The organism is Nocardia sp. NPDC049149, assembly GCF_043197455.1.
Taxonomy (GTDB): Bacteria; Actinomycetota; Actinomycetes; order Mycobacteriales; family Mycobacteriaceae; genus Nocardia.
In genome coordinates this window covers 142,074-167,679 of record NZ_JBICTD010000007.1, presented here as the reverse complement: position 1 = coordinate 167,679, position 25,606 = coordinate 142,074, and the positions used below count along the sequence as shown (strand labels likewise).

General features: G+C 66.0%; 29 protein-coding genes. 19 read left to right on the top strand and 10 right to left on the bottom strand.

Annotation, left to right across the window (positions count from 1 at the left end; genetic code table 11):
* Window positions 1-44 precede the first annotated feature (44 nt).
* Window positions 45-410: a hypothetical protein gene (locus ACGFNJ_RS28375; RefSeq protein ID WP_393454578.1), complete on the top strand. Its 366-nt coding sequence runs from the start codon at window positions 45-47 to the stop codon at window positions 408-410.
* Window positions 411-483: 73 nt separating this feature from the next.
* Here the strand turns inward: ACGFNJ_RS28375 and ACGFNJ_RS28370 are convergent, their stop codons facing one another.
* Both ACGFNJ_RS28370 and ACGFNJ_RS28365 read right to left on the bottom strand, forming a co-directional pair.
* Window positions 484-1,002, bottom strand: a complete 519-nt coding sequence (locus tag ACGFNJ_RS28370; RefSeq protein ID WP_393454575.1) for a DUF1990 family protein — start codon at window positions 1,000-1,002, stop codon at window positions 484-486.
* Window positions 1,003-1,155: 153 nt separating this feature from the next.
* A complete protein-coding gene (locus ACGFNJ_RS28365) occupies window positions 1,156-1,701 on the bottom strand; it encodes a M23 family metallopeptidase (RefSeq protein WP_393454572.1) in 546 nt (181 codons plus the stop codon).
* Window positions 1,702-2,096: 395 nt separating this feature from the next.
* Between ACGFNJ_RS28365 and rpsB the strand changes: the two genes are divergently transcribed.
* The 7 genes from rpsB (at window position 2,097) to ACGFNJ_RS28330 (ending at window position 8,108) form a co-directional block, all read left to right on the top strand.
* Window positions 2,097-2,945, top strand: coding sequence for a 30S ribosomal protein S2 (gene rpsB, locus ACGFNJ_RS28360; protein WP_393454569.1), 849 nt, complete (start codon window positions 2,097-2,099; stop codon window positions 2,943-2,945).
* Window positions 2,946-3,046: 101 nt separating this feature from the next.
* The gene (gene tsf, locus ACGFNJ_RS28355) at window positions 3,047-3,871 is read left to right on the top strand and encodes a translation elongation factor Ts (protein ID WP_393454566.1); all 825 of its coding nucleotides are present in this window, start codon (window positions 3,047-3,049) and stop codon (window positions 3,869-3,871) included.
* Window positions 3,872-4,087: 216 nt separating this feature from the next.
* Entirely contained in the window at window positions 4,088-4,816 is a 729-nt protein-coding gene (gene pyrH / locus ACGFNJ_RS28350) for a UMP kinase (protein ID WP_069161792.1), read from the top strand.
* A gap of 50 nt (window positions 4,817-4,866) precedes the next feature.
* Complete coding sequence (frr, locus tag ACGFNJ_RS28345; protein ID WP_069161862.1) at window positions 4,867-5,424, top strand: ribosome recycling factor; 558 nt, start codon at window positions 4,867-4,869, stop codon at window positions 5,422-5,424.
* 341 nt (window positions 5,425-5,765) lie between these two features.
* The gene (locus ACGFNJ_RS28340; RefSeq protein WP_393455360.1) at window positions 5,766-6,641 is read left to right on the top strand and encodes a phosphatidate cytidylyltransferase; all 876 of its coding nucleotides are present in this window, start codon (window positions 5,766-5,768) and stop codon (window positions 6,639-6,641) included.
* A gap of 52 nt (window positions 6,642-6,693) precedes the next feature.
* A complete protein-coding gene (locus ACGFNJ_RS28335; RefSeq protein WP_393454561.1) occupies window positions 6,694-7,380 on the top strand; it encodes a MarR family transcriptional regulator in 687 nt (228 codons plus the stop codon).
* On the top strand, window positions 7,377-8,108 hold the full coding sequence (locus ACGFNJ_RS28330) for a hypothetical protein (protein ID WP_393454558.1): 732 nt from the start codon (window positions 7,377-7,379) through the stop codon (window positions 8,106-8,108). The genes ACGFNJ_RS28335 and ACGFNJ_RS28330 overlap by 4 nt, the downstream gene beginning before the upstream one ends.
* 20 nt (window positions 8,109-8,128) lie before the next feature.
* Here the strand turns inward: ACGFNJ_RS28330 and ACGFNJ_RS28325 are convergent, their stop codons facing one another.
* A complete protein-coding gene (locus tag ACGFNJ_RS28325) occupies window positions 8,129-8,509 on the bottom strand; it encodes a lipopolysaccharide assembly LapA domain-containing protein (RefSeq protein WP_393454555.1) in 381 nt (126 codons plus the stop codon).
* Window positions 8,510-8,634: 125 nt separating this feature from the next.
* Between ACGFNJ_RS28325 and rlmN the strand changes: the two genes are divergently transcribed.
* Both rlmN and ACGFNJ_RS28315 read left to right on the top strand, forming a co-directional pair.
* Entirely contained in the window at window positions 8,635-9,744 is a 1,110-nt protein-coding gene (gene rlmN, locus ACGFNJ_RS28320; protein WP_393454552.1) for a 23S rRNA (adenine(2503)-C(2))-methyltransferase RlmN, read from the top strand.
* Window positions 9,745-9,832: 88 nt separating this feature from the next.
* A complete protein-coding gene (locus tag ACGFNJ_RS28315; RefSeq protein WP_393454549.1) occupies window positions 9,833-10,870 on the top strand; it encodes an SEC-C metal-binding domain-containing protein in 1,038 nt (345 codons plus the stop codon).
* 41 nt (window positions 10,871-10,911) lie between these two features.
* Here ACGFNJ_RS28315 and ACGFNJ_RS28310 read toward each other — a convergent pair whose 3' ends face one another.
* The gene (locus ACGFNJ_RS28310; RefSeq protein WP_393454546.1) at window positions 10,912-11,175 is read right to left on the bottom strand and encodes a hypothetical protein; all 264 of its coding nucleotides are present in this window, start codon (window positions 11,173-11,175) and stop codon (window positions 10,912-10,914) included.
* A gap of 148 nt (window positions 11,176-11,323) precedes the next feature.
* Between ACGFNJ_RS28310 and ACGFNJ_RS28305 the strand changes: the two genes are divergently transcribed.
* Window positions 11,324-12,145, top strand: coding sequence for an Rv3235 family protein (locus ACGFNJ_RS28305; RefSeq protein WP_393454543.1), 822 nt, complete (start codon window positions 11,324-11,326; stop codon window positions 12,143-12,145).
* Between the two features lie 174 nt (window positions 12,146-12,319).
* Entirely contained in the window at window positions 12,320-13,102 is a 783-nt protein-coding gene (locus ACGFNJ_RS28300; RefSeq protein WP_393454540.1) for an SAM-dependent methyltransferase, read from the top strand.
* Here the strand turns inward: ACGFNJ_RS28300 and ACGFNJ_RS28295 are convergent.
* From ACGFNJ_RS28295 to ACGFNJ_RS28285, 3 genes are all read right to left on the bottom strand, one after another.
* Window positions 13,052-14,374: a reverse transcriptase family protein gene (locus ACGFNJ_RS28295; RefSeq protein WP_393454537.1), complete on the bottom strand. Its 1,323-nt coding sequence runs from the start codon at window positions 14,372-14,374 to the stop codon at window positions 13,052-13,054. The two genes, ACGFNJ_RS28300 and ACGFNJ_RS28295, sit on opposite strands and share 51 nt — an antisense overlap.
* 378 nt (window positions 14,375-14,752) lie before the next feature.
* A complete protein-coding gene (locus ACGFNJ_RS28290; protein ID WP_393454534.1) occupies window positions 14,753-15,754 on the bottom strand; it encodes an alpha/beta hydrolase in 1,002 nt (333 codons plus the stop codon).
* A gap of 123 nt (window positions 15,755-15,877) precedes the next feature.
* On the bottom strand, window positions 15,878-16,453 hold the full coding sequence (locus ACGFNJ_RS28285; protein ID WP_393454531.1) for a TetR/AcrR family transcriptional regulator: 576 nt from the start codon (window positions 16,451-16,453) through the stop codon (window positions 15,878-15,880).
* A gap of 321 nt (window positions 16,454-16,774) precedes the next feature.
* Here ACGFNJ_RS28285 and ACGFNJ_RS28280 point away from each other — a divergent pair, with 321 nt between their 5' ends.
* The 4 genes from ACGFNJ_RS28280 to ACGFNJ_RS28265 all read left to right on the top strand — a co-directional run bounded on the left by ACGFNJ_RS28280 (window position 16,775) and on the right by ACGFNJ_RS28265 (window position 20,440).
* Window positions 16,775-18,031: an NADH:flavin oxidoreductase/NADH oxidase family protein gene (locus ACGFNJ_RS28280; RefSeq protein ID WP_393454528.1), complete on the top strand. Its 1,257-nt coding sequence runs from the start codon at window positions 16,775-16,777 to the stop codon at window positions 18,029-18,031.
* 245 nt (window positions 18,032-18,276) lie between these two features.
* The gene (locus ACGFNJ_RS28275; protein ID WP_393454525.1) at window positions 18,277-19,032 is read left to right on the top strand and encodes an MBL fold metallo-hydrolase; all 756 of its coding nucleotides are present in this window, start codon (window positions 18,277-18,279) and stop codon (window positions 19,030-19,032) included.
* Between the two features lie 108 nt (window positions 19,033-19,140).
* Complete coding sequence (locus tag ACGFNJ_RS28270) at window positions 19,141-19,992, top strand: inositol monophosphatase family protein (protein WP_393454522.1); 852 nt, start codon at window positions 19,141-19,143, stop codon at window positions 19,990-19,992.
* Between the two features lie 301 nt (window positions 19,993-20,293).
* Window positions 20,294-20,440 (top strand): hypothetical protein, encoded by a 147-nt coding sequence (locus ACGFNJ_RS28265; RefSeq protein WP_393454519.1) that lies wholly within the window; start codon window positions 20,294-20,296, stop codon window positions 20,438-20,440.
* Window positions 20,441-20,448: 8 nt separating this feature from the next.
* On the opposite strand, the gene ACGFNJ_RS28260 is transcribed toward ACGFNJ_RS28265, so the two are convergent.
* The gene (locus ACGFNJ_RS28260; protein ID WP_393454516.1) at window positions 20,449-20,862 is read right to left on the bottom strand and encodes a DUF5997 family protein; all 414 of its coding nucleotides are present in this window, start codon (window positions 20,860-20,862) and stop codon (window positions 20,449-20,451) included.
* An 85-nt stretch (window positions 20,863-20,947) separates the two neighbouring features.
* Between ACGFNJ_RS28260 and ACGFNJ_RS28255 the strand changes: the two genes are divergently transcribed.
* A complete protein-coding gene (locus ACGFNJ_RS28255; RefSeq protein WP_393454513.1) occupies window positions 20,948-21,883 on the top strand; it encodes a LysR substrate-binding domain-containing protein in 936 nt (311 codons plus the stop codon).
* Between the two features lie 111 nt (window positions 21,884-21,994).
* Here ACGFNJ_RS28255 and ACGFNJ_RS28250 read toward each other — a convergent pair whose 3' ends face one another.
* Window positions 21,995-22,306, bottom strand: a complete 312-nt coding sequence (locus ACGFNJ_RS28250; protein WP_393454510.1) for a hypothetical protein — start codon at window positions 22,304-22,306, stop codon at window positions 21,995-21,997.
* Window positions 22,307-22,411: 105 nt separating this feature from the next.
* Window positions 22,412-22,681 carry a DUF2631 domain-containing protein gene (locus ACGFNJ_RS28245; RefSeq protein ID WP_393454507.1) on the bottom strand — a complete coding sequence of 90 codons (270 nt, stop codon included), beginning with the start codon at window positions 22,679-22,681 and terminating at the stop codon, window positions 22,412-22,414.
* A 167-nt stretch (window positions 22,682-22,848) separates the two neighbouring features.
* Between ACGFNJ_RS28245 and dxr the strand changes: the two genes are divergently transcribed.
* Both dxr and ACGFNJ_RS28235 read left to right on the top strand, forming a co-directional pair.
* The gene (gene dxr, locus ACGFNJ_RS28240; RefSeq protein WP_393454504.1) at window positions 22,849-24,006 is read left to right on the top strand and encodes a 1-deoxy-D-xylulose-5-phosphate reductoisomerase; all 1,158 of its coding nucleotides are present in this window, start codon (window positions 22,849-22,851) and stop codon (window positions 24,004-24,006) included.
* Window positions 24,007-24,247: 241 nt separating this feature from the next.
* Window positions 24,248-25,444: a M50 family metallopeptidase gene (locus ACGFNJ_RS28235; protein ID WP_393454501.1), complete on the top strand. Its 1,197-nt coding sequence runs from the start codon at window positions 24,248-24,250 to the stop codon at window positions 25,442-25,444.
* The last annotated feature ends 162 nt before the right edge of the window (window positions 25,445-25,606 follow it).

Sequence of the window (25,606 nt, the reverse complement as noted above, 5' to 3'; positions counted from 1 at the left end):
AACCTGCTCGACTCGGGCTGGCCTGCTGTTTTACGGTGTTGATCATGTCAACCGAACCGTCGACCGATCGGCCCCCGGTGCGTGACCGCTTGCGCGCCGCACTGTCGGTGGCGATGAAGGGTCGCGACCGTCAGGCCATCACTGCCCTGCGGGCGACCCTGGGCGCCATCGACAACGCGGAAGCGGTCGATGTCGGCGAGCATCGGGCAGGCGGGATCGAAACCAGCGCGGTCGGCCTCGGCGTCGCCGAAGTCGCGCGCCGCGAGCTCACCGAAGCCGACATCGAACAGATCGTGCGTGCCGAGATCGCCGAACGGCACACCGCCGCCGACGAATACGACAGCCTCGGTCGTCAGGAACACGCCGAGAATCTCCGCGCGCAAGCGCAGGCGCTCAGCGACCTGTTGTAGTCGGCTGCGCCGCCGAGTTACCGCTGCTCGGCGGCAGCGCAGTAACGAGTACGGGTCGTCTGGAGGCCTGGAGTCAGACCGACGTCGGCAAGGTCTTGATGTACCACACCCCGACAAGACGCTGGATGACGCGGACCAGCGGACCACCGAGGCGGGTGTACCAGGCGCCTGGGCGTGAGAACGCCACCACCAGGCCGTAGACGGCTTCGTCGATCGGGTCGTACTCGACCGCGAACAGTTCTTCGCCGATCTCCGGGTGCCCCGGCAGCGTTCCGTATGCGAAGCCGCGCTCATTCGGTGCGGCCAACACGTACACCACCCGGCACGGCGCGGTGATACTCAGCGGGCCGACGCCGATCCGCACCGTCAACCGGGTGCCCGGCTCGGCCTGCGGGGTGGACGCCTCGTGAAAGATGCCCGTGCCCTTCTGCATTCGATAGGCGAGAATCTCCGCGGCCGCATGTTCGAACAGTGCACGCCCGTGACCGATCCGCCGCCGCAACCGGAACTGGTGATATCCCTCGGGCAGCTCGCCGCTCGTGGCACCGACTTCGGAATAGGTGAACGGCGGCTCGCCGGCGAGGTGCTCCATGATCTGATCTTCACCCGCGGCAGCGACATTGGGAAGAAAACCGGGACGTCTCCTTCGACACGCCGCGGGTCGGCCGCCGCCACACAGAGCAGGGCCGGCAGTTGAGGAGCGGCGCCCGGTTGTCGCGGTGCCTGGCGTGTGGTGGTGCGAATTTCACTGCGGTGCCACCGGCTTCAGGCGTAGCGGCGTCACGTGGAGTAGTCGCAGCGGGTCGAGGTATTCGCGGCGGCGACCGTTGCCCTCGCTGCGCAAGCCCCAGTGCAGGCAGGTCTCGCATCCCTCGTGGCCCGCGACCAAGGTGCCGATGCGGCTACCGCGCTCGACGCGGCGACCCACCGCCACCTCGGCATGCACCGGCTCATACGTCGTCCGTAGTCCACCCGGATGATCGATCGACACCACCGGCTTGTCGGCCACCGTCCCCGCGAACACCACGATCCCCGCTCCGGCGGCGACTACCGGTTGTCCGGGCGTACCGGCCAGATCGACTCCGCGATGCCCGGGCAGCCAGTCCTGCGCCGGCTTGTCGAATCGGTGCACGATGGCCGGTCGAGGCTGTAGCGGCCAGCCGAATGGCCCACCGGGCGCGGCCGCCGCGACCGGCGATGCGCCGGCCACCGGCGGCGCCAGCACCACGGCAAGCGCAAAGAAGAGCGGTATCACCAGCGTCGTCACCGACGACATCGGATGGATTGGCATGCCGGAAAGCCTGATCCGGGCCCGACGATCCCGATACCCCCACCACCCCGAATGGGGACAACTATCCGAACTGTGGACATCTTCCGTTCCAGAACCGTAACCGGCGTCTGAACACCCGCTGACAGGGCGATTTAGAAGGTGAGGCACCTACCCCGTAGACTGATCACGCGGTCTGTGCCTGCACGGACCGACTTCGCGCGCCATCCAGTACTTGTTCGTAACAGCGCTGTTCGAATCGAGCCCAGCATCGAGGGGTTCACGACAGTGCTCACACGAGACAGGGAATCGTCGGCTGGTCCCCACCTTAGTGGTCGGGGTCCGACGATTCGGCGGCGCCAGGGCAACGAATCACCGATTCGCTGCGTCAACCGGCAACGAAAGAGAGATACGGCACCATGGCTGTCGTAACAATGAAGCAGCTGCTCGACAGCGGCGCACACTTCGGACACCAGACTCGGCGCTGGAACCCGAAGATGAAGCGGTTCATCTTCACCGACCGCAACGGCATCTACATCATCGACCTGCAGCAGACGCTGACCTACATCGACAAGGCCTACGAGTTCGTCAAGGAGACTGTCGCCCACGGCGGCACCGTGCTCTTCGTCGGCACCAAGAAGCAGGCCCAGGAGTCGATCGCGGCCGAGGCCACTCGGGTCGGGATGCCCTACGTCAACCAGCGTTGGCTGGGTGGCATGCTCACCAACTTCTCCACCGTGCACAAGCGCCTGCAGCGCCTCAAGGAGCTCGAGGCGATGGAGCAGACCGGTGGTTTCGAGGGTCGCACCAAGAAGGAAATCCTCATGCTCACGCGTGAGATGAACAAGCTCGAGCGCACCCTCGGCGGTATCCGCGACATGGCCAAGGTGCCCTCGGCCATCTGGGTCGTCGACACCAACAAGGAGCACATCGCCGTCGGCGAGGCGCGCAAGCTGAACATCCCGGTCATCGCGATCCTGGACACCAACTGCGATCCCGACCTGGTCGACTACCCGATCCCGGGTAACGACGACGCGATCCGTTCCGCCGCACTGCTGACCAAGGTCGTCGCCTCCGCGGTGGCCGAGGGCGTGCAGGCGCGGGCCGGTCTGTCCTCGGGCGACGACAAGCCGGAATCCGGCGCAGGCGAGCCGCTCGCCGAGTGGGAGCAGGAGCTGCTCGCGTCGGCCGCACCGGCCGCCGAGGCGCCTGCCGAAGCTCCGGCTGAGGCTGCTGCTGCCGCTGTGGAGACCCCGGCCGAGGCCTGAGTCTCGTAACTCGCTGTTCCAGCGGTGATCACCAACGCGTGCGATGGTGATCACCGCTGCCCAGTACTCGAGAAACTTTCTCCGAAGGAGGCTCGCCACCGATGGCGAACTACACCGCTGCCGATGTGAAGCGGCTCCGGGAGCTCACCGGCTCCGGAATGATGGACTGTAAGAACGCGCTGGTCGAGACCGAAGGCGACTTCGACAAGGCTGTCGAGCTGCTGCGCATCAAGGGTGCCAAGGACGTCGGCAAGCGTGCCGAGCGCACCACCGCCGAAGGCCTGGTCATCGCCAAGGGCGGCGTCATGGTCGAGATCAACTCCGAGACCGACTTCGTCGCCAAGAACGCGGAGTTCCAGGAGCTTGCAGACAAGATCGTGACCGCTGCCGCGGCCTCGAAGCCTGCCGACCTGGACGCGCTGAAGGCAATCGACCTCGGCGGCCAGACCGCCGACGAAGCCGTGCAGGCGCTCGCCGCGAAGATCGGCGAGAAGCTCGAGCTGCGTCGTGTGATCTCGCTCGACGGCCCGGTCGCCACCTACCTGCACAAGCGTGCCTCGGATCTGCCGCCCGCCGTCGGCGTGCTGATCGAGTACCAGGGCGAGGGTGACGCGGCGGTCGAGGCCGCCCGTGCCGCCGCCATGCAGGTTGCCGCGCTCAAGGCGAAGTACGTGACCCGCGACGAGGTTCCGGCCGATGTCGTGGAGAACGAGCGCCGTATCGCCGAGCAGACCGCGCGCGAAGAGGGCAAGCCCGAAGCCGCGCTGCCGAAGATCACCGAGGGTCGCGTCAACGGCTTCTTCAAGGACGTTGTCCTGCTGGAGCAGGCGTCGGTCACGGACTCCAAGAAGACCGTGAAGGCGCTGCTCGACGAGGCCGGGGTCACCGTGACCCGCTTCGCGCGCTTCGAGGTCGGCTCCAACTGAGCTCGCCCCGTGCGGGTTTGCATGCCGCCACATAGCACAGTGAGCAGGCCCCCCGTCGAACCGATTCTCGGGTTGACGGGGGGTCTTCTTATGCCGCCGAACACACATGAGGCAGGATAGGGGCCGCTCCGTGTTGAGGAGCCTTTCCGAGCTGCCCAATTCTTTGACGCACTTGCCTGCCGAGAACACGTTGACCGCCGAAGGAGAAGAACACCCATGACGGACCCGGGGAACGACCGCCCAGGATATCGCCGGGTGCTTCTGAAGTTGGGTGGCGAGATGTTCGGCGGCGGCCGCGTCGGACTCGACCCTGACGTGGTGGAGACGGTCGCCGAGCAGATCGCCGAGGTGGTCGCCACCGGCGTGCAGGTGGCCGTGGTGATCGGTGGCGGCAACTTCTTCCGCGGCGCCGAGCTGGAAGAGCGCGGGATGGAACGCGCCCGCTCCGACTACATGGGCATGCTCGGCACCGTGATGAACAGCCTTGCGCTACAAGACTTTTTGCAGAAACAGGGCATCGAGACGCGCGTGCAGACCGCGATTACGATGGGCCAGGTGGCCGAGCCCTATCTGCCACTGCGCGCCAAGCGGCACTTGGAAAAGGGCCGCGTGGTGATCTTCGGCGCGGGCATGGGCATGCCGTACTTCTCCACCGACACCACCGCCGCCCAGCGTGCGCTGGAGATCGGCGCCGAAGTGGTGCTGATGGCCAAGGCGGTCGACGGGGTCTTCACCGCCGATCCGAAGGTGGACGAGGACGCGACCATGTACTCCGAGATCACCCACAAAGAAGTGATCGAACGAGGACTGAAGGTTGCCGACGCGACCGCCTTCAGCCTCTGTATGGACAACCAGATGCCGATGCTGGTGTTCAATTTGTTGACCAAGGGCAATATCGCCCGAGCGGTCGCCGGTGAGAAGATCGGCACATTGGTTCGGTCCTGACCCCGCGACCCGCGGATCATGACGATGACGACGCTGTGGAGGAAACGGTCGTGATTGAAGAAGCGCTCTTCGACGCCGAGGAGAAGATGGAAAAGGCTGTCACGGTGGCGAAGGACGATCTCGCGGGCATCCGCACCGGACGCGCCAACCCGGGCATGTTCTCCCGGATCGTCGTCGACTACTACGGATCGCCGACCCCGATCACCCAGATGTCCAGCATCACGGTGCCGGAGCCGCGGATGGTCGTGATCAAGCCGTACGAGCAGGCGCAGCTCGGTCCGATCGAAACCGCCATCCGCAACTCGGATCTCGGCGTGAACCCCACCAACAACGGTGACATCATTCGCATTTCGGTGCCGCAGCTCACCGAGGAACGCCGCCGCGAACTGGTCAAGCAGGCCAAGGGCAAGGGGGAGGACGCAAAGGTGTCGATCCGCAATGTCCGCCGCAAGGCCATGGACGAACTGTCGCGCATCCAGAAGGATGGCGAGGCAGGTGAGGACGAGGTCGGGCGTGCCGAGAAGGACCTCGACAAGACCACCGCCAAATATGTCGGCCAGATCGACGAACTGGTCAAGCACAAAGAAGCTGAACTGCTCGAGGTCTGACGCCGACGGCGGCGTGAGTACTGGGGCCGGGAGGCGGGATGTCGTTGAGCGAACACAGCCGAAGGCCCGCGCGGGCGGGGGACGAACGGAACGACGAGTTGAGCGACGGGACAATCGTGGCCGAGAACGCCGCCGCGACCGGTGCGGCAGAGGAGCCGAGGCCGGTGAACGGCACAGCACACGCGAGGCAGCAGCCCGTGCACGATGCGGACGCATCGGGTCACGAGCCGTTAGCGTCCGCTGTGGCGTCCGGTCAGCACGCCCCGGCCGCGAGCCGCGATGGCGCCGCCGGTGACGGTGCCGCGTGGGCGTTCGGTGGCTCGGGTGGCGAGGCTGTTCCGATGCCCGATGAGGATCCGGCCACCGGTCCGGAGGTGGTGACGGCTGCTCCCGCGTCCGGGTCGCGCGCGGGCCGGAACCTGCCCGCCGCGCTCGCCGTCGGATTCGGGCTCGGGTTGTCGCTCATCGCGATCCTGCTGTGGGCGCATCTGGTGTTCATCGGTGTCGTCGGTGTGGCCGTCGGTGTGGCGACCTGGGAGGTGGCTAAGCGGCTTCGCGAAGCCGACGTGCTCGTGCCGCGAATCCCGCTCATCGCCGGCGGGCAAGCGGTGTTCTGGCTCGGGTGGCCGTACGGTGCGAGTGGCGTCGCCGGTGCCTTCGCGGCCACTGCGTTGACCTGCATGGTGTGGCGGCTGTTCGATCACGGGCTGCAAACCGCGCCACGAAACTTCCTGCGCGACACCGCCATCGCCATCTTCACCCTCGCGTGGATCCCGCTGCTCGCGTCGTTCGCGACGCTGCTGCTCTTGGAGAAGGACGGCAACCTGCGGGTGCTGACCTTCATGATCCTGGTGGTGTGCTCCGACGTCGGCGGTTACGTCGCCGGGGTGCTGTTCGGCAAGCATCCGATGGTGCCGTCGATCAGCCCGAAGAAATCCTGGGAAGGTTTCGCAGGCTCGCTGGTCTTCAGCGTCATCGGCGGCCTGCTCACCGTCACTCTGCTGCTCGACGCCAACTCGATGATCGGTGTCGTGCTCGGCGTCGGCCTCGTCCTCGTCGCAACCTGCGGCGACCTGATCGAATCCCAGATCAAACGCGAGCTCGGCATCAAAGACATGGGGACGCTGCTCCCCGGCCACGGCGGCATCATGGACCGCCTCGACTCGATGCTCCCGTCCGCCTTCGTCTCCTGGTTGGTGCTATCAACCCTGCTCTGAGCAGGGACTATAAATTATTGCGCGGGCAACGGAGAAAATTTATACTCGCACCATGTCCGAGCAACGGCTGTCGCGCGCCGAGGTAACTGTGCTGTCGTACTTGCTCGGCAATCCCGCGCCACAACGGCAGGTCACCATCGCGGACGCCACCGGTGTGACGCAGGCTCGGGTGTCGCAGATACTCTCCGGCACCGATAGGCGGGGCTGGACCGAACGGCGTACCGACGGGTGGTGTATTCGACAGCCGCGCGATGTGTTCGAAATCCTTGTCGCCGCCCGCCCACCCAAGGCAGAAGCCATCGATTCCTGGTACAGCTTGGACGAGATGCCGCGACAGGTCGAGCTCGCGTTGGAACAGGCGTCGGCACAGCAAGTTTCGGCTCAGGTCTGCGGCGATTGGGCGGCGGACCGGGTCGCGCCGTGGCGTATCCCGGATATCGTGTTCCTGCATACCGACACGCGCTTGGATTTGGAGTCGGTGGGCTTCGTTCCGGTCGACACGGATCCCTCCGATGCGACCTTGGTCGTGACTGTCGGCCCGATCCCGCGGGGCTTGCACCTCGATCCTGCTGTCGCTGCGGAGATGGGCGGAGCGCAGGCGTTGGTGTGGCCGCTCGCACCCATCACCGAGGTCGCTCGACACCTGCTGGCCAGCGGCGGGCCCGACGCCGCCGATGCCATTGCCGAACTCGAGCAACGATTCCTCTCGGCGCGTAGCGCGCTCGAGGGTGCCGCGTGATCGAGTTGCAGGTCGAGAGCGGATCGCGCGCCGAGGATGGCGCGTATCTCGCCTTGGCCGACACCGCGAGTGCCGCGAATGGATTGCCGTCGTGGGCGGTGGTCGGCGGGCACATGGTCAATCTTCATGCGCTGTGCAGCAAGGTATCGATCCCGCTGCGCGCGACCCGAGATGCCGACCTCGCCGTCGAGCTGGTCACCATCCGCGACGGGGTGCTGTTGGATCGTCTGCGTCGGATGGGCTACGACAATCCGCGAGCCGGGAATCGGTTCGAGCGTTCGGTCAACGGCACCGCCGCGACGATCGACCTGCTGGCGCCATCGTTCACCAACAGGCATATTCCGGACCTCGATGCGGGACCGATAGCTGTCGACGGGATTCCGGCACTACATGTCGCACTGGCGGGGGAGCCGCTGTGGATTGCGCTCGAAGCCAGGCTGACCGATGGCACGTCTCTGGCCGCTCGCCTCGCGATTCCGGATGTCTCGACCGCGATCTGCATCAAGGTGTTCGCTTACGCACAGCGGTATGCCCCGCGTGATGCCGAAGACATCGGGCGGTTGTTGGAATGCGGCTACGCGGCTCGAGCACGCTGGCCTGGCGGGACCACATTCACCGAGGCGCTCGGCTTGCTGCGGGAGCACTTCGATAAGCCGGGACATGCACTGCGGAAGTGGAGCGGAAATCCGGCGCGCGTCCGCGCGCTTGTTCGCGCGTTGTCCCGCTGACGCACTGCTGCTTCGGGGCGCTACTTTTTGGCGGCGCGGCGGAGTTGCAGGATGCGGACGCCGCCGACCAAGGCCATGACGAGGGCGCCGCCGATGACCGACAGGAGCACTGCGACGCCGAGTGGCAGGGAGAAGTGCCAGAAGAACAGGCTGACGTAGACCTGGTCGAGGTTCTGCAGGATGAAAACCAGCAGGACGATGAGGATCAGGGCGCCCGCGATCAACCCCACCCAGGTGTTGCCCGCGCGCGACGACAGTGACTTGCGGGATTTGGTCGGCACCGTGGTCGGCGTGGTCGTGGCAGGTGGGGCCTGCGGTGTCGTGCGCTCGTCCGGAAGAGCTACGCGGTCGTCCGGCAGGGCCGGGTCGCGATCCGGCAGGTGCTCAGCGTTGGTGGACATGAGTCGATCATTGCCGACCGCTATCACGGACACACGCATTTCCTTGCAACGAACCTGGCATGTCGGGCCAGCTTCATGCAGGCGAGTGTGCGGCGCATTCGCCCAGATGGGAGAATGAGAGCACTATGACCGTCTCCCTGCCCCTCGTTTTCGATGCCCCGCGCCGTGGCATGCCGCCACGGCACCTCGCCGACCTCGATGCCGAGGGCAGGCGGGCGGCGGTCGAGGAGCTCGGTCTGCCGAAGTTCCGAGCCGACCAGATCGCCCGCCAGTACTACGGCAGGCTGCAAGCCGACCCGGAGCAGATGACGGACCTGCCTGCCCCGGTACGCGAAAAGATCGGCGCGGCGCTGTTCCCGCCGTTGATGTCGGTCGTCAAACACGTCGCCTGTGACGGCGGCGAGACGCGAAAGACGTTGTGGCGCGCGGGCGACGGGACGCTGCTGGAGAGCGTGCTCATGCGCTACCCGGACCGCGCGACGCTGTGCATCTCCAGCCAAGCAGGCTGCGGCATGGCTTGCCCGTTCTGTGCGACCGGTCAGGGCGGGTTGAACCGCAACCTGTCCACCGCCGAAATCGTCGATCAGGTGCGTTCGGCCGCTGCGGCCATGCGCGACGGTGAGGTGGCAGGCGGGCCAGGGCGTTTGTCCAACATTGTCTTCATGGGGATGGGCGAACCGCTCGCGAACTACAAGCGGGTGGTTGCCGCGGTTCGGCGGATTACGTCACCGTCGCCGGACGGTTTCGGTATCTCGCAGCGCAATGTTGTCGTGTCGACGGTCGGCTTGGCTCCTGCGATCCGCAAGCTGGCCGATGAGGATCTTTCGGTCACCCTCGCTGTCTCCCTGCACACTCCCGACGACGAACTGCGCGACACCCTGGTGCCGGTGAACAACCGCTGGCCGGTCGCCGAGGTCTTGGACGCGGCCCGCTACTACGCCGACAAGTCCGGCCGCCGCGTCTCCATCGAGTACGCGTTGATCCGCGACATCAACGACCAGCCGTGGCGCGCAGACATGTTGGGCCAGAAGCTGCACAAGGCGTTGGGTTCTCGCGTGCATGTGAACGTGATCCCGTTGAACCCGACCCCGGGCAGCAAGTGGGACGCCTCGCCGAAACCTGTTGAGCGCGAGTTCGTTCGGCGCGTCAACGAACAGGGTGTGCCGTGCACTGTGCGTGATACGCGGGGTCAGGAGATCGCGGCGGCCTGTGGGCAGCTTGCTGCCGAAGGTTAGGGTTCCAGCGCTGTCGAATCGATGATGCCTGGGTTGGCGTATCGTCTGCGCACGCTGTGTCGCGTTGGGCCCAGGAGAGGAGAGCGCAATGCCCGTTGGCCCGTCCCGGTCCGAACGTGAGGAGTATCGCTCCTTGCAACGCGAGCATGATCGGCTGTTGGCTGAGGCCGATCGGTTGCGTACCGAATTATCTACCACCGCAGACGATTTGGGGCACGACGTCGATCCGCCTGAAGATATTGCCCGTCAGTTCGAGCTGGACGCGGCTGCTGATCCGCAAGAGCGTGCTCAATTGCTGACCGAGGCGGCCGACCACTGGGTGATGGCCGGTGATGCGGCCAGGGCTGGACGGTTGTATCGGGAGGCGATCGCCGACGGAGGAGATGTCGTTGGTGACGCCCGTGTTTGGTACGCGTCTTTTCTGATCGAACACGGCAAAGAGACCATGGGACTGCGGCTGCTCGACACCGTTTTCGATGAGGGGGTGCGCGATTGGGCTGCCTATGAGGTGGCGGGAGAGCTCTTCGAAGAGCGCGGCGAATTGGCTCAGGCATTGCGTTGGTTCGAGGCCGGTGCGGCCCGGCTTCGCCTGTATGCACCGGACACGGACCCGGTCACGCAGTTGGCTCTGGCTCGGCTCGGTGCAAATCGGGCGAGAGTGCGGCGTCTGTTAGGAATGCCGGAAGGCGTTGATGTTCAGCGTATTACGGAGGAACGTGCGTCAACGATGTTCGAGCAGTTCACGTTCGACCAGGAGTCAGCGTGGCGAGATGACATCGCATCGGCACCGTATCTGCCGGAGGCCGAGTTCTTGCGCGCCGTCGAATTGTGGCCGGAGTTGGGGGAGCAATGGGGCAGTCATCGTGAGCACCGAGACGGGGTCGAGCGTTGGTTGCGGGAATCGGCTGGCGGATACTCGGCGCGGATATCAGTCGTGACGGCCGCAGGCCTGGCTGAGTACGCCAGTCTGATCGACGAGGATCCCGTCCAGGCGTCTACCCGCGCTGCGTATGCCGCCGAGCTGAGTAGCGCAGGATCGGATCGCCCATGGCCGCCGGGGCGGAACGAATCCTGTTGGTGTGGATCCGGCCGGAAGTACAAGAAGTGTTGCGGCGGTCCGGCGTAGCGGTTTCGAAGGCAATTGGCGGCTGAGGGATAACAGGTCGGTCAGGACAGGAATGTTGCTGAGGTGACTACGACGTCGTTCGACGTGTAGTACCAGCCGTTCCAGGTGTCTGCTACGTCGACGTGGATTCCGTGGCCGGTTGCCGGGCCTGCGGTGATCAACCACAGGCCGTTGCCGTAACCGGTTGCTGTGCTGATGCTCCCGTCCGACCAGGTGAACTGGGCGGTGCTCATTGCGCCCGGAGCGCTCCACGGGATGCTGGCGATGAATGTGCCGGCGTCGATTCCTGGGAGCAGTGGGCTCACGCACTGGCTCAGTGCGGCCTCGCGCCGGATGTTTGTTCCTACGCTTCCGGTGCCGGGAACGACTCGGCCGGTCATCACGCTGCCTTCGTGACAAGATCCCAGTTCAGATGTGGTTTGTGCGTGGACCGAAGCCGTGCCGAGCATTGAGATGGCACACAGCACCACTGCTGTCAGCATTCTTCGAAGGGACACCACGTCACCTCCTGAGGTGAGACGGCAAGCCGATACGGACCGTATGAATGCCGAGGCTACCAATCGAGACCATGGTGCGGTGGCGTTGTCACCTTGTTTGGCAGCCTACGTCGCTGGAAATTCGCCTGCCATGGTTCCGGGCGGGCACGAGTGGTCGCTTGGTTGGTGGACGGGGGTCGGTGGGCGTGGGATGCTGTCGCGATCCGATCGCGGGGGACGCGATGTGAGCCGAGGGGGAATCGACGTGGATAGGTTTGTTGCACCGTTGCCTGCGCCCGTAGTTGAGCCGCCGGCGGGGGACTATCGGCGATCTGCGGGTGCGGTGCGTGGGAGTCGGTCGTCTTGTCACATTCGACCGTCGGGGCATGGCGACCGGTCGCAACGGCCGAGCATGCCTGATCAGTGTCGCTCCTTGTACGTGGGGCACGTCAGGTCGCGTTTGATCGACGAATCAGATGGTGAGGCAAGGCACTTCGCGCAACGAGCGGTGCGGGTGGTGCTCGAGGTGCTTGATCGCCGTCGGCCGGTCGCGCACCTAGACAGCATCGCCAATGCGTCGGTGGTGGCGGCGGTGCGCACGCTGGTCAGGGATGATCTCGTGCCTGGGCGCGCCTTGGGTGTGGCGGTATCGCCGCGGGTCGACGTGGTGATGGTCAGTGATGCCGCGGCGGAGCTGTTTGCTGCGTACGACCGTGGGCCGCGGCATTTCGCATTGGCCGCACGTATTACTCGCACTCGTCGCAAAGGCTGGCGCCTGACTGCCGTCCGAGTTCGGTGACCGAGTTTGCAGTGCGCGACCTTCGCGAAATCCTGGTCGCCTGCAGGTAGCTGGTCGCCGAAGTGCGGACCGCACAGTGGCCGTACGGCGGGAGTGTCGTTCAGCTCCAACTGCTTTAACACTTCGTCGGCCGCTGCGCCCTTGCTAGAATCGGCTGGTTATCTAGGAGGCGGAGTGGCCGACGTCAGTCGCCCGCCGATGGGTGTCGATCCGTACACACCGAACTCGGCGCGAGCGTACAACTACATGCTGGGGGGCAAAGACAACTACGAAGCAGACCAGCTGTTTGCGGAGCGTGTGCTAGAGGTCGCCCCTGACTCCAGAGCGTTGGCCCACATGAGTCGGCGGTTTCTGTTGCGAGGCGTGCGGCTGGCCGCCATGGCCGGCGTTCGGCAGTTCATCGATATCGGTGCGGGCATTCCGATCTCGCCCTCGGTGGCCGAGGTGGCTCGGCAGGTCGATCCGTCGTCGCGGGTGGTTGCCATCGACTTCGACCCTGTCGTGTACGCACATTGGACCGCGACACCCTCCGAAGCGACGCCGATGCTGGCCGATCTCCGCCACCCGGACGACCTCATCGACCGGCTGCGCACCGAGGAACTGATCGACTTCACCCAGCCGGTCGCCATTCTGATCGTCGGCGTCCTGCACTTTATCCACGACAAGGACCATCCGGCCCAGATCATCGCCCGATTACGCGACGAAATGGCCCCCGAAAGCTATCTCGTTTTCACCCACGCCTCCAGCGAAGGCGACCAGAGCTTCACCAGCCACGCCGACGCCGCCACCAGAGGCAGCTCGTCCCGACCTTCGCTCCGGCCGTGCGCTGACGTAGCCGGCTTCTTGGACGGATTCAAAGTCCTCGACCCAGGTCTCACCCCGATCCAACGCTGGCTCGACGACGGTTCACCCACCACCCTCGTGGAAATCCTCGGCTGCGTCTGCCGCAAGCCCTGAACCGGAGGGGTCGCTCTGCGTCCAGTCGACGCGCCTCGCCATGTCCAAGAGTTTCTGGCGACGGGTTGGGCTGGTCGCGCCGATCCAGGCGATCGAACCGTAGACGTGGGCGCGAAAGTTGGGGTGGGCGTTGCGGTTTTGGGCCGCGGCGCCGGTGCGTAGGCAGTTGTGCAGGAGGGCGCGCAATGCGTCGTAATTCTCTCGGGCGACCGCGGGACGATCGTTGACGACCAAGCCGGCCAGGACTTGGCGTTGGTGCGGCCGCCGCACGGAGGTCTTGTCGCGATGCACCTCGAAGCCTTCGTCTTCGATGATCTGGGTCAGCGCCCAGATCATCGCCTCGATATCGGTGTCAGCGGGACCGGACAGGGCGAGGTCGTCGGCGTATCGGGTGTAGGTAAGGCCATGTCGGCGTGCATATCCGGATACTCGGCGATCGAGGTTGCGGGCGATCAGATTGGCCAGCCTCGGCGATGTCGGCGCGCCCTGCGCCAAGTGTGGGGCACGCAGCAGGCTCGCCTGTTCGTGATCGAGGCCGGTGAGTGCGCGGATCGCCGTCGCAGTGGTGCACAGATCGGCGAGCACAGTGGCGACATTCTCGTGGTACCCGCAGGCGCGAAATACCCCGCGGACGCGGGCGACACCGATGCTGGGAAAGAAATGCCGCAGATCCAACCGGACAACGACGGCTGCTCGTGCATGCGGCGCAGCGAATGTTGCTGCGCTGGCACCCTTTTCGAACCCGTGGCAGGACGGATGCGCAGGTATCCCCGCCAGGATTCGCCGGGCGATGGTGCGTTGCATCTCCCGGAGACGCGGTTTCGGCGCCTCGACCAAGCGCACGCCGTCCTTCTTCGGGATCCGCCGATACCGGTAGTGCGCGAGCGGTTCTCGGGTGCGGCGAAGCCAGCCGCCGTGGTCGGCGAACCAATCCAGCTCGTCGGGCGTGAGATTCAGCATCCGCGCGACAGCGCCCGTGTCCGGGAGTTCTGGTGCACCGAAACGTAATTCGTTCGGAACAGGCTCCAGTTGTACGATTACGATTGGGAGAGCAGGCAATTCGGTAAGCAGCGCCCGCAACGTGACCGCACTGTCGATCGGTTCGGTCGGCATGAGCCCGATCACGCGCGCCGCGAACTCCTCGGCGCGCACCGGATCGAGCACCGCGGCGAACGCTTCGGCGAGGTCGTCCCGATGCCATCGGCCGCCGCATTGCCCGAACTCGTCTGCCAGGCGAGCAGCGATGGGCGCGGGCAGCGCAGGCCTGCTCATCGCGGACACGGCGTGGTGGGGCGACCACAATCTCTCGTCCTCGGCGCCGGCCGGCACGCGGAGCGTGCGGAGCGGCTTCGGACGCCGTACCCAACTGCTGAAATGCCCCCAGGGGTTACCCCTGAGACGGGCCCGATCGGCCCACTCTCGCCCCACCACCGCCGCATCCTGCCCATCATGCAGTCAGCCGACCGAACCTGTCCACTGTTCGGTGCGCCCCAGCACTGTGCGGCGCTCGGTCACCTTGGGATTGCGGCTCAATGCACATAGTAAACAGATTGCGAGGCGACAGCGCACAGCTGCGAGCGGGGGCCTGTCATGGGCGGGAACGGGAGCGGGCGAAAGGCTGGCGGGTGACCGCCGGACTGCGTTAGCGGCCTAGGCGGGAAGCTTGTCGGCGGCCTCGTTGCGGAGGGCGTACTGGACGACGGGGTCGCCGCGCAGCTTCCAGCCCGCACCGGTGAAGTAGCTCGCCGCGGTCTTGTCGCCGTCCACCAGATAGCGCAGCCAGGCGAGCGTGATGCCCGCCATCGGGTTGTGTGCGGCGTCATCCCATGGCGTGAAATGGCTTGCGCCCCTGACACATGCGATGAAGGCGGGGGCGTTGCGGTTCAGTTCGAATTCGGTCCATCTCGGGAGGAAGTCCGGGACGATGAAGTCGGCGGAACCGGTGAGGTAGAGCGTGGGCACGTTGACCAGGAAGCTGGTGGAATACGGCGACGATTCGGTGGGAACCGCGCCGATGATCCGGTATTCCGGATCGATCTGCTGGTAGACGTTCGGCGGGATGCTCGCGCCGTCGATCGCGGCCCCACCGCCACCGGAGTGACCGCCGATGACAGTGCGGCTCAGATCGAGCTTGTCGTGCAACACATTTCCCGGATCGTGGTTGGCCCTCGACAACGCCGTTGCGGCGGCGATCGGCATCTCGTAGAGCGAGTTGACGAAGTCGTAGGGGATCGCGACCACGAAGCCGTGGCTCGCCCACAGGCGGGCGGTGGCGTCGTAGTTGCCCGGGTTGTTGGTGAAGCCGGGGATCCAGACGACCGCGGGCACCTTGCTCATCGACGCGATGTCTTTGGGGTAGTAGAAGTTCACGCCGACCGGCGACTCCAGGCCCGCAGGGAACGCGCGGGTGCACGGCATCGCCGAATGGTTGCCGAACAGGGGAGTGAAGGCGTTGTAGACGGCATACAGCGAATCGCACGGGTAGGTCGCGGCGGTGCTCGCCGTCTCGTGCGGCCCGGTGGGCACGTACTGGCTGACGGGGACCGTGCCGGGGTCGTACGGTTCGGCGGACGCGGAGATGCCCGCTCCGGCGAGCGTCGCTGCTGCGGCGAGTACCGCGACGAGGCCATGTCTGACGCTGAATCGAAGCATGGTTCAACCTTCCCGGCAGGCGCTCTCGGCGATCGGTGGTCGATCGACCGGACTGCACGCTACTAGGACGTATGTCCAGCTGCTACCACTGCGCTCGCCCCCTTAAGACCGATCAAGCCAGGCTTAACTTGGCAGGTGCGGGGCGAGCACGGCGTCGAGGTGGGCGGCGACGCGGTCGAGAGGGCTGACCGAGCGGGCGGCGATGGACATGACGACCGCACCTTCGACGGCGGCGACCGTCACGGTGGCCAGCGTCTCGGCGGTCGCCTGGTCGACGCCCGCGTCCGAGAGTAGTTCTGCGATAAGAGTTTCCCACTCCGCGAAGGATTCCGCCGCGATGGCGGGCGCGGCGGGCACCTCCGCGCCTGCCAGTGCCGCGGCGACGATCGGGCAGCCCGCGGTGAAGTCGCTGGCGATGAGCGTTTCGCGCCACTTGCGCACGAAGGCGGCGAGGCGGGCGCTCGGTCCGCCCGCCGGTGCGGTCCCGGCGATGATCGCGGTCATGACCTGGCCTGCGACGCGGGTCGATTCCTCGATCAGCTGCTGTTTGCCGCGCGGGAAGTTCTGGTAGATCGAGCGGCGTGCGGTGTTGCTGTAGGTCACCAGTTCGGTGATGCCGGTGCCTGCGACGCCGCGGCGGCGCACCAGGTCGATGGTGCCCGCGATGAGCCGATCGCGTGGGGGAGTGCCGGATCTCATCTGCTCACAACTCCTTCACGACCCGCGATAGAACGATCGTGCTATCGCGTCGATGTCTCGATGCTAGTCGCTGTTCTCCTGGTGGTGACGGGACCGGACCCTTGCGGTAGAACGATCGTGCTACTACGCTCGCCTTAACGTTACGGGCTGTCACCAGTACCTTGGCGCGGCGGGCCGCCACGGTGCGTACCCGCCGAACCTGTGGAGCAGACATGACTATCGCCGCCGACCGGGACGGGCAACGCACCTTCGATGCCGAACGCCTGGCCGTCCGCGCCCCGCGCGCCCGCCGATCCTGAACCAGCACCGAAGGATTCCCTGATGACCGCCACTGTCACGCTCTCCGACCGACTGCCCCTGCGATGCGGCCTGGTGCTGCCCAACCGGATGATGAAATCCGCGCTGAGCGAAGGCCTTGCCAATGCCGGTCACAGTCCGGACGTGCGGCTGGAGCGGCTCTACACCCGGTGGGGCGCAGGCGGATACGGCCTGGTGGTCACCGGCAACGTGATGGTCGATCGGGACCACCTCGGCGAGCCGGGCAACGTGGTGATCGACGACGATCGCGACATGGACGCGGTCACCCGCTGGGCCAAGGCCACTAAGGACGGTGGGGTGCCGATCTGGATGCAGATCAATCATCCAGGCCGCCAAGCCAATCCGCTGGCGACCAGGCACCGGCCGGTGGCGCCGTCGGCGGTGGCGCCGAAGATTCCCGGCATGCCGACCCCGCGTGCGCTCACCGACGCCGAGATCGAAGCGATCATCGATCGGTTCGCCGCGACCGCAGGCGTTGCTGAAGCCGCCGGTTTCGACGGCGTGCAGATCCACGGCGCGCACGGCTATTTGGTGTCGCAGTTCCTCTCGCCGTCGGCGAATCAACGCACCGACCGGTGGGGCGGTGATCCGCAACGGCGCATGCGTTTCGTGCTCGAGATCGTGCGCCGCATTCGGGCAACGGTCGCACCGAGTTTCGCACTCGGCATCAAACTCAACTCGGCCGATTTCCAGCGCGGCGGTTTCACCGAGGACGAATCACGGAATGTGGTCGGGCAACTCGCCGAGGAAGCCATCGACCTGATCGAAATCAGCGGCGGCAGTTATGAATCCCCGGCGATGATGGGGCGCGACGGCCGCGCGGCCAGCACACGCGCGCGGGAGGCGTACTTTCTCGACTATGCGCAGACGGTGCGGGCGGTCGCCGGTGCGGTGCCGTTGGCGGTGACCGGCGGCTTCCGCACCGTCACCGCGATGGCCGATGCCGTCGGCTCCGGCGCCTGCGATTTGGTCGGCATCGGCAGGCCGACCTGCACCATTCCCGATGCCGCCGCGTCGGTGCTCGGCACCGAGACCGATCGGCTTGCCGCGATGCCCATCACCGCGGGCCTGCGTGGACCGCTGGCGAAGATGTCGTTCGCCCGGTCTTTCGACGGGGCGTTGGATCTGCAGTGGCACACCGATCAGCTGCATCGGCTCGGGGCAGGCCTCGATCCCGATCCGCGGCGGCCGTGGTGGAAGACGATGGTGACGATGCTGCAGCGCAACGGGCTCGACGCGTTTCGCAGCAAACGAAGCTGACGTTGATCCGCTTTAAGCGCAGCTGAAGTCGTTTGGCTGGAATGTCTTGGATGACCGGTTCTATTTACAAACAATATGACGGTTGTTTCGACAATCTTCCGAAAGAGTTGTAGTAACAACTGGCATCGCTTACCGTGTCGATGTCGCGGGGATGCCGGATTACCAACGTCGGGTGTCGGCTTATCGCACAACAACTCCATACCAAGCGAAGCTGCGGGGGCTACGAAGAATTACCGAGAGAACTGATGACCGTCTACGCATTGAACACCGCGACCCTGCGCCCGCACGTCGTCTCCGCGGCACCCACCCAATGCCTCCTCGTCGAACGCGACAACGGACTGCTCGCCGTCGATGCCGGACTCAGCCGCGCACACCTGCGTGATCCGAGTGCCCTCAGCTTCGAGCAGTTCTTCATCCGCCGCCCGCACGACCCAAGTTTGGCTCTGGTCAACCAGATTCGCGCACTCGGCTATCGCCCCGAGGACCTCACCGACATCGTCCTCACCCACCTGCACAGCGAACATGCCAGCGGCATCATGGATTTCCCGCACGCCACGGTGCACGTCTCCCGCACCGAACACGACGTCGCGATGAACGGCTCGCTGCGCTCCCGCATGTCCTACCGGCCGACTATCTGGGCGCACCACCCGAATTGGCGCCTGCACTCCGGCACCGACATCTGGAAAGACATCCCCGGTGTCAGCGCCATCGACCACGACATCTACCTGGTCCCGCTCCCCGGCCACACTCTCGGCCATTGCGGTGTCGCCGTCCGGGTTTCGGACACCTGGATCCTGCACGCGGGCGACGCCACCTACCTCGACCCCGCCGACCAGTCCTCGTCGCTGGCCTTGCTCCTGCGCCAATACCAATGGCTCTCAACAGCTTCCCGCGCCCAATCGCGCACCACCCACCAACTCCTGCGCGACCTGTCCACCAACCCAGACGTCCGCATCCTCTGCTCCCACCACCCAGCCCCAGACCTCTCGATCATCCACTGACCGAACAGGGCCAGGCCCAGCCTCGCCTGTCGAACCCGCAGGAACCGACTGTCGGTGACCTGGCGAGCCGCTACCCTCGGCAGAAACACCAGTGGGCGGGAGGGCCGCGTGGGCGAGGTCGAGTCGTTGTGGGAAACGCTGGACAAGCAGTTGCTGCCGTTGCTCCGTCGATACCGCGGCAGTTTGGCGTCGCTACAAGTGGACAAGAAGCCCGATGACACGCTGCTGTCGGAGGCGGATCTTGCCGTTCAAGCGCTCATTCTGGAGACGATCGAGCGGCATGCTCCCGGCTCTCGGTTCGTCGCAGAGGAGGACGCCGCGGGATTGCCTAGCTCGGGTGAGCCGACCTGGGTCATCGATCCGATAGACGGTACGAGTGAGTTCGTCTCTCCCGGCGGGCGCGAATTCTGCAGTGTTGTATGCCTTCTCGATGCCGGAGTGCCGGTAGCCGGGTACGTGCTTGCGCCCGAACTCGGTGCCGACCGCACACCGATCTCGATTCACTGGTCCGCAGAGGTGACCGCGAATGGCCGCCCGGCGGCACCGCTGCCGGGCGCGGTGACACCGAGGCGGGCATCGGTCACCCGAAGCAAAAACTCTGCGGCGCGGAGTTTCGAAACCGACCTTGCCGCCCTCGGATGCGAAACGAAAATCCGTACTACGTCCCAAACACTCGATATGGTCAGGACCTGCATTGACCTTTCAGAGCTCACCCATGCTCCTGATCAGCAGTTCGACCTGTTCTACCGCACCGATCAGAAGGTGTGGGACGGCGTGGCAGGCATCGGCTTGGCGATGGCGATGGGACGTACAGCCGCCGACGGCCATGGTAAGAGCCCGTTGCCGCTCGACGAGGGCTTTCTGGATCGACGCGAGCCGACGTTCGCCGAGACCGTCGCAGGCGATCCAGATTGCGTCCGATGGTTCGTGGAGATTTTGGCGGAATCCCGGAGTGATTGATGTCGAATCGGGTCATGGTGGACGTCACGACGTTCATCAGCGCAGAAGAATTCATCCTGTCGCAGAACCATCGATCGCCTGCGCGACCTCGTGATCCCTTTGCGCAGCAATGCTATGCGGAGCTCGTTCAATCGCTGATCTACTTCGACGAGGTGCTTGTGCCGCACCCGACAAGTATCGATCCGAGGAGGAAGCCCGGCGACTGGAACTCGACGTCGAAGGTGTTCGCGACCAACTACTCAGGCGGCTCGGCCTGGAGTCGGTCGAGCGGAACGACACAGAGGCCGGTTTGGTGGACGCGGTGGCCTCCGTCGCGGAACTGGCGACCGGCGGTTTGCCGATCACCCGGCCTATTCGGCTCGCGCTGGTCCCGTTCCGGCGCCATGTCGGGACCCTGGAGAGCTTGCACCAGAAGTTCCTGTATCGCGAGTTCGTGCGCGGGATGTGAGGGTGCGACTAGCCGCGGTTTTTGGCGGGGCGGTTGGTGGCGGCGCGGCGTTCGGCTTCTTTGGTTTGGATGCGTTCGGTTTCCTTGCGGACCTCGGCGTAGTTGGCGCGTTCGCGGAGGAGCCATTCCGGGGGGTCGGCGAGGAGGGCGGTGATTTCGTCGGCGGTGAGGGCGTCGGAGACTTCGGCGCGGGCCAGGCCGCTGTGGGAGACGCCGAGTTTGCGGGCGGTGATGTCGCGCGGGAAAGGGCCGGTGCGCCGGAGTTCGGTCAGCCATTCCGGCGGGTCGGTGCGCAACGCCTCGAGGTCGGCGCGGGACAGCGGGGAGTTCCGGAAGGTCTCGGGGGCAGCGGGAAGATAGATGCCGAGCTTGTTGGCTGCGGTCAACGGCTTCATCATCTGCGGGTTCTGGTCCGGGCTCACCGAGGTAGCTTATCGGACGCTGGCCGACCGATTTCGCCGCTGGCTGCGGGCAGCCGCCGATCGAGCGCCGATTAGTCTTTCTGGCATGAGCCGGTTGGAGTCCATCGATGTCGTGCGGCTGCGCTGGTTCGTCGCGGTGGCCGAGGAACTGCATTTCGCCAGGGCCGCGAAGGGGTTGAACATCGCCAGGCAGCGGTTGAGCCAGACGGTGATCGACTTGGAGAACGAACTCGGCACGAAACTGTTCGTGCCGGGTGCGCAACCGACCCAGTTGACCGACGACGGCCGCGAATTGCTGGACGAGGCAAGGGAACTCATCGCGCGCGCCGCTGCGGTCGAGGCGCGGCCGGAGCCGGCGGCCGACCAGGGACTGCGGGTGGGTTTCGTGCCAGGCGTCACAGTGTCGAAGTGGACCAGGATCTGGGCTGAGCGGTTCCCCGACGTCCCGCTCGAGGTGGTCGGCGTGCCGATGGCGGAGCAGGAAACCGCGGTCCGCGCGGGCCGGGTCGATCTGTGCTTCGTCCGCCTGCCGATCGACCGGGACGGCATGAGTGCGATCCCGCTCTATCGCGAACTGCCGGTCGTCGTGGTGCCCAAGGATCATCCGATTTCGGTGTTCGAGCAGGTCAGCATGGCGGATCTGGCCGAGGAACGGATGCAGGACGCCAGCGACATCGACACGGTCGCGGGCGCGATCGAATTGGTGGCCGCCGGGGTCGGGGTCGCGGTTGTCCCGCATTCGATCGCGCGCTTGCACGCCCGCCGCGACCTGGTCTATCGCACCGTCACCGACACGGCCGACACCGAGATCGCCCTGGCCTGGCTGGCGGCCGACACCACCGATCTGGTGGAGGAGTTCGTCGGCGTGGTCCGCGGTCGTTCTGCGCACAGTTCCCGCTCGCCGCGCGCGAAAACCCCTCAGCCGCAACAGAAGACCCCGCCGCAACAGAAGACCCAACCCAAGCGAACTCCGCGCCGCCCGGCTCCCGCCAAGAAACCCGCGAAGCGTCGCGGACGCTAGCTCGCGAGCAACACCGCTTCGTTGCCGCCTGCCTCGCTGGCATACAGCGCGTCGGCGGGCGCGACCCGACCGACGGCGGGACCCGATCGAGTCCCGCTCGGCGGCGGTCGGTCAGCTGGCGCAGACGGCGTTGAACGCGGTGGTGGCAGCGGTCATGTCGGCGTTGTCGTCGATGAGCGCATGTGCATAGGCGTCGATGGCCGCCTTTTCGGCGCCGACGGCGGGGAGCCCCGACAGCCGAGACGACAGTGACTGCAGCGTGTCCGCGCTCATCCCGTCGGGCGACATGTCGATGGCGGCGTTGATCCAGTCGATGGCGGTGTCGCAGGCCGGAGACTTGGCCTGCGCGGTGGCGGCGGGCACGAGGACCAGCGAGCCGACGGCAGCAGCGGTCAGCAGAGCAGCGGAAAAGATCTTGGACAACGGTCCCTCACGGTGTCAGCAGGAAGGTCCGCGACGTCACGTCGCGGACCCGAACCGCACACCATAACCAAAACGGACGAACGCCACCAAACCGGCAGCGTGCGACTAGCGCGGCTTGCGACGCAGGAACGAGTCCCGCACCAGGATGCCGACGATGGCGACGGCGAAGCCGATCAGGAAGATGTCCTCGACATGGCCCTTGTGGTTGCCGATGACCATCAGCACCAGAATCAGCGCGACGACCCAGCCTGCCGCACGGAACGTGCGCGGCGATTCACCGCTCCAACCCCACGCGGCGGAGGGAACCTCGGCGGTGTCCACGTGAGTGACGATGCCGCGCTCGGTGCTGGCGGGTTCGAGTTCCGTGGCGGCCACGATCGCTCCTTAGCTGGTTCGGGTACCGCGGGTTCCGGTACGCACACGAGGGACTACTGCCCGTAATCGTGACATACGACGGTGCGTCGTTGTAAGTCGGCCACGCCGGTTGGTGCACGGCAGCGGGCGGCGTCGGCAAGGCGGGTAAGCATGGTGCGTACTTTTGTGTGCGCCACAATGAACCGGTGTCCGACATCGTGAGAGTCCTGCTCCTCGGCAGTACCGGATCCATTGGTACCCAAGCGCTCGAGGTGATCGCCGCCAACCCCGACCGATTCGAAGTGGTCGGGCTGGCCGCGCGCGGCGGCAACACCGCATTGCTCGCGGCGCAGATGGCCGCCACCGGGACGCGCAACGTCGCGGTCGCCGATCCGGCTGCCGCCCAACAGCTCGACCTGCCGCTCGGGGGGCCAGGCGCGGTGACCGAGCTGGTGCGCCGCACCGAGGCCGATGTCGTGCTCAACGCGCTGGTCGGTTCGCTCGGCCTGGAACCGACCCTGGCAACGCTGCAGTCCGGCACCCGGCTCGCGCTGGCCAACAAGGAGTCGTTGGTCGCGGGCGGCTCGCTGGTCACCCGCGCCGCCGCGCCCGGCCAGATCGTGCCGGTCGATTCGGAGCATTCTGCCCTCGCCCAGTGCCTGCGTGGCGGGCGCGCCGAGGAGGTGGACCGGCTGGTGCTCACCGCGTCCGGCGGCCCGTTCCGCGGCTGGACCGCGGAGATGCTGGAGTCGGTGAATCCGGCTGAGGCCAAGACGCATCCGACGTGGTCGATGGGCCCGATGAACACGCTGAACTCGGCCTCGCTTGTCAACAAGGGCCTCGAGCTGATCGAGACGCACCTGCTGTTCGGCATTCCCTACGACCGCATCGACGTCACCGTGCACCCGCAGTCGATCGTGCACTCGATGGTCACCTTCACCGACGGTTCCACGCTGGCCCAGGCCAGCCCGCCGGACATGAAGTTGCCGATCGCGCTGGCCCTCGGCTGGCCGGACCGGGTCCCCGGCGCTGCCGCGGCTTGCGATTTCGGCACCGCGGCCACCTGGACCTTCGAACCGGTCGACAGCGCGGTCTTCCCCGCGATCGACCTGGCCAGGCGGGCGGGGGAGGCGGGCGGAAGCGTCACCGCCGTCTACAACGCCGCCAATGAGGTTGCGGTGCAGGCCTTCCTGGACGGCGCCATCCGCTTCCCCGATATCGTGCGCACCGTGGCCGCCGCGGTCGACGCCGCCGATCAGTGGCGTGCCGAGCCGGATTCGCTCGACGCGGTGCTGGCCGCCGATACCTGGGCCCGCGAATTCGCGCGAGCTCGCGTGCAGGCCTGAGCGAAACGAGTCAACCGCCGCCAGTGCCTACGACGGCGCCGAGGCGTAGTCGGGTGCTGATCGGCCGATCAGGACTCGCGGCCCGACCACTGCCTGGCACACTGAAGACGCAGGGCCGGATCGTGTCCGGTTACTGTGGTCCGGGTGCTCGCGGCCGTGCGGGTCCAGGTTGGTGGCGGTGCGATCCGGTGGCCGCACTTCATCGAGGCGAGCTGCGTACTGCAGGAGGGCTGTAAATCACATGGTGTTCGCGTTGGGGTTCGTGCTGTTCGCCCTAGGCATCACGATTTCGATCGCGTTGCACGAATGCGGGCATATGTGGGCCGCCCAGGCCACCGGCATGAAGGTCCGGCGGTACTTCATCGGTTTCGGCCCGAAGGTGTTCTCGTTCCGGCGCGGTGAGACGGAGTACGGACTCAAGGCGCTCCCGCTCGGCGGCTTCTGCGATATCGCGGGCATGACCGCGCTGGAGGAGCTGCGCCCGGAAGAGATCGAACGGGCCATGTACCGCCAGGCCACCTGGAAACGACTCGTGGTGATGTCCGGCGGCATCGCGATGAACTTCGTGCTCGGCTTCCTGTTGATCGTCGTGCTCGCCGTCGGCTGGGGTCTGCCCGACCTGAACGAGCCGAGCGCGACGGTCGGCGAGTTGCAGTGTGTCGCCGACGCGAATCCCGACCAGTCCCTGCGGCCTTGCGACGGCGTCGGTCCGGCGGCACTCGGTGGCGTACAGCCAGGCGACACCGTCACCTCGGTGAACGGCGTCAAGGTGCGCAACTGGGACCAGTTCACCACCGAGACCAAGAAGGCGCAGGGCACGATCACCTACACCGTCGACCGGGCAGGACAGCAGGTCCAGGTGCAGGTGCAGCCGCAGCGGGTGGTGCGCTACGCCAAGGACGGGACCAAGACCGAGGAAACCAAGGTCGGCATCGTGCTGAAGCGTCCGGTGCCGCCGGAGTACAACGTGCTGACCGCGATTCCGGCGTCGGCCGAGTTCACCGGCCAGCTGACCGTGCGCACCGTGCAGTCGCTTGCCCAGATGCCTGCGAAGGTTTCGTCGCTGTGGACCGCGGTGACCGGCGGCGAACGCGACCCGGAGACGCCGGTCAGCGTCTACGGCGCCAGCCGCATCGGCGGTGAGAGCGCGCGCGAGGGCCTCTGGCAGGTGTTCGTGCTGATGCTGGCGAGCTTGAACTTCTTCCTCGGCGCGTTCAACGTGCTGCCGCTGCTGCCGCTGGACGGCGGCCACATCGCCGTGGTGATCTACGAGAAGTTCCGCAACACGTTGCGCGGGTGGCGCGGACTGGCGCCCGGCGGGCCGGTCGACTACATGAAACTGTTACCCATCACCTACGTCGCGGTGGTGATCGGCGGCGCGTACATGGTGTTGACCCTCGCCGCCGACATCGTCAACCCGATTCGCCTGTTCCCGTGAGTTTTTCCTACGCCGCGCACTCTCGTTTCCGGCGTCTTTCCCGACGCGGTACCCTGTCGCCGGCACTGGGGGGACAGCACGTTGTCGTGGGCGTCACAGGGTGGTCGTTCGGCGTGCGCGACTAAGCTCGGAAAGCGAACGGCCCGCATTGAACGGAAAGTA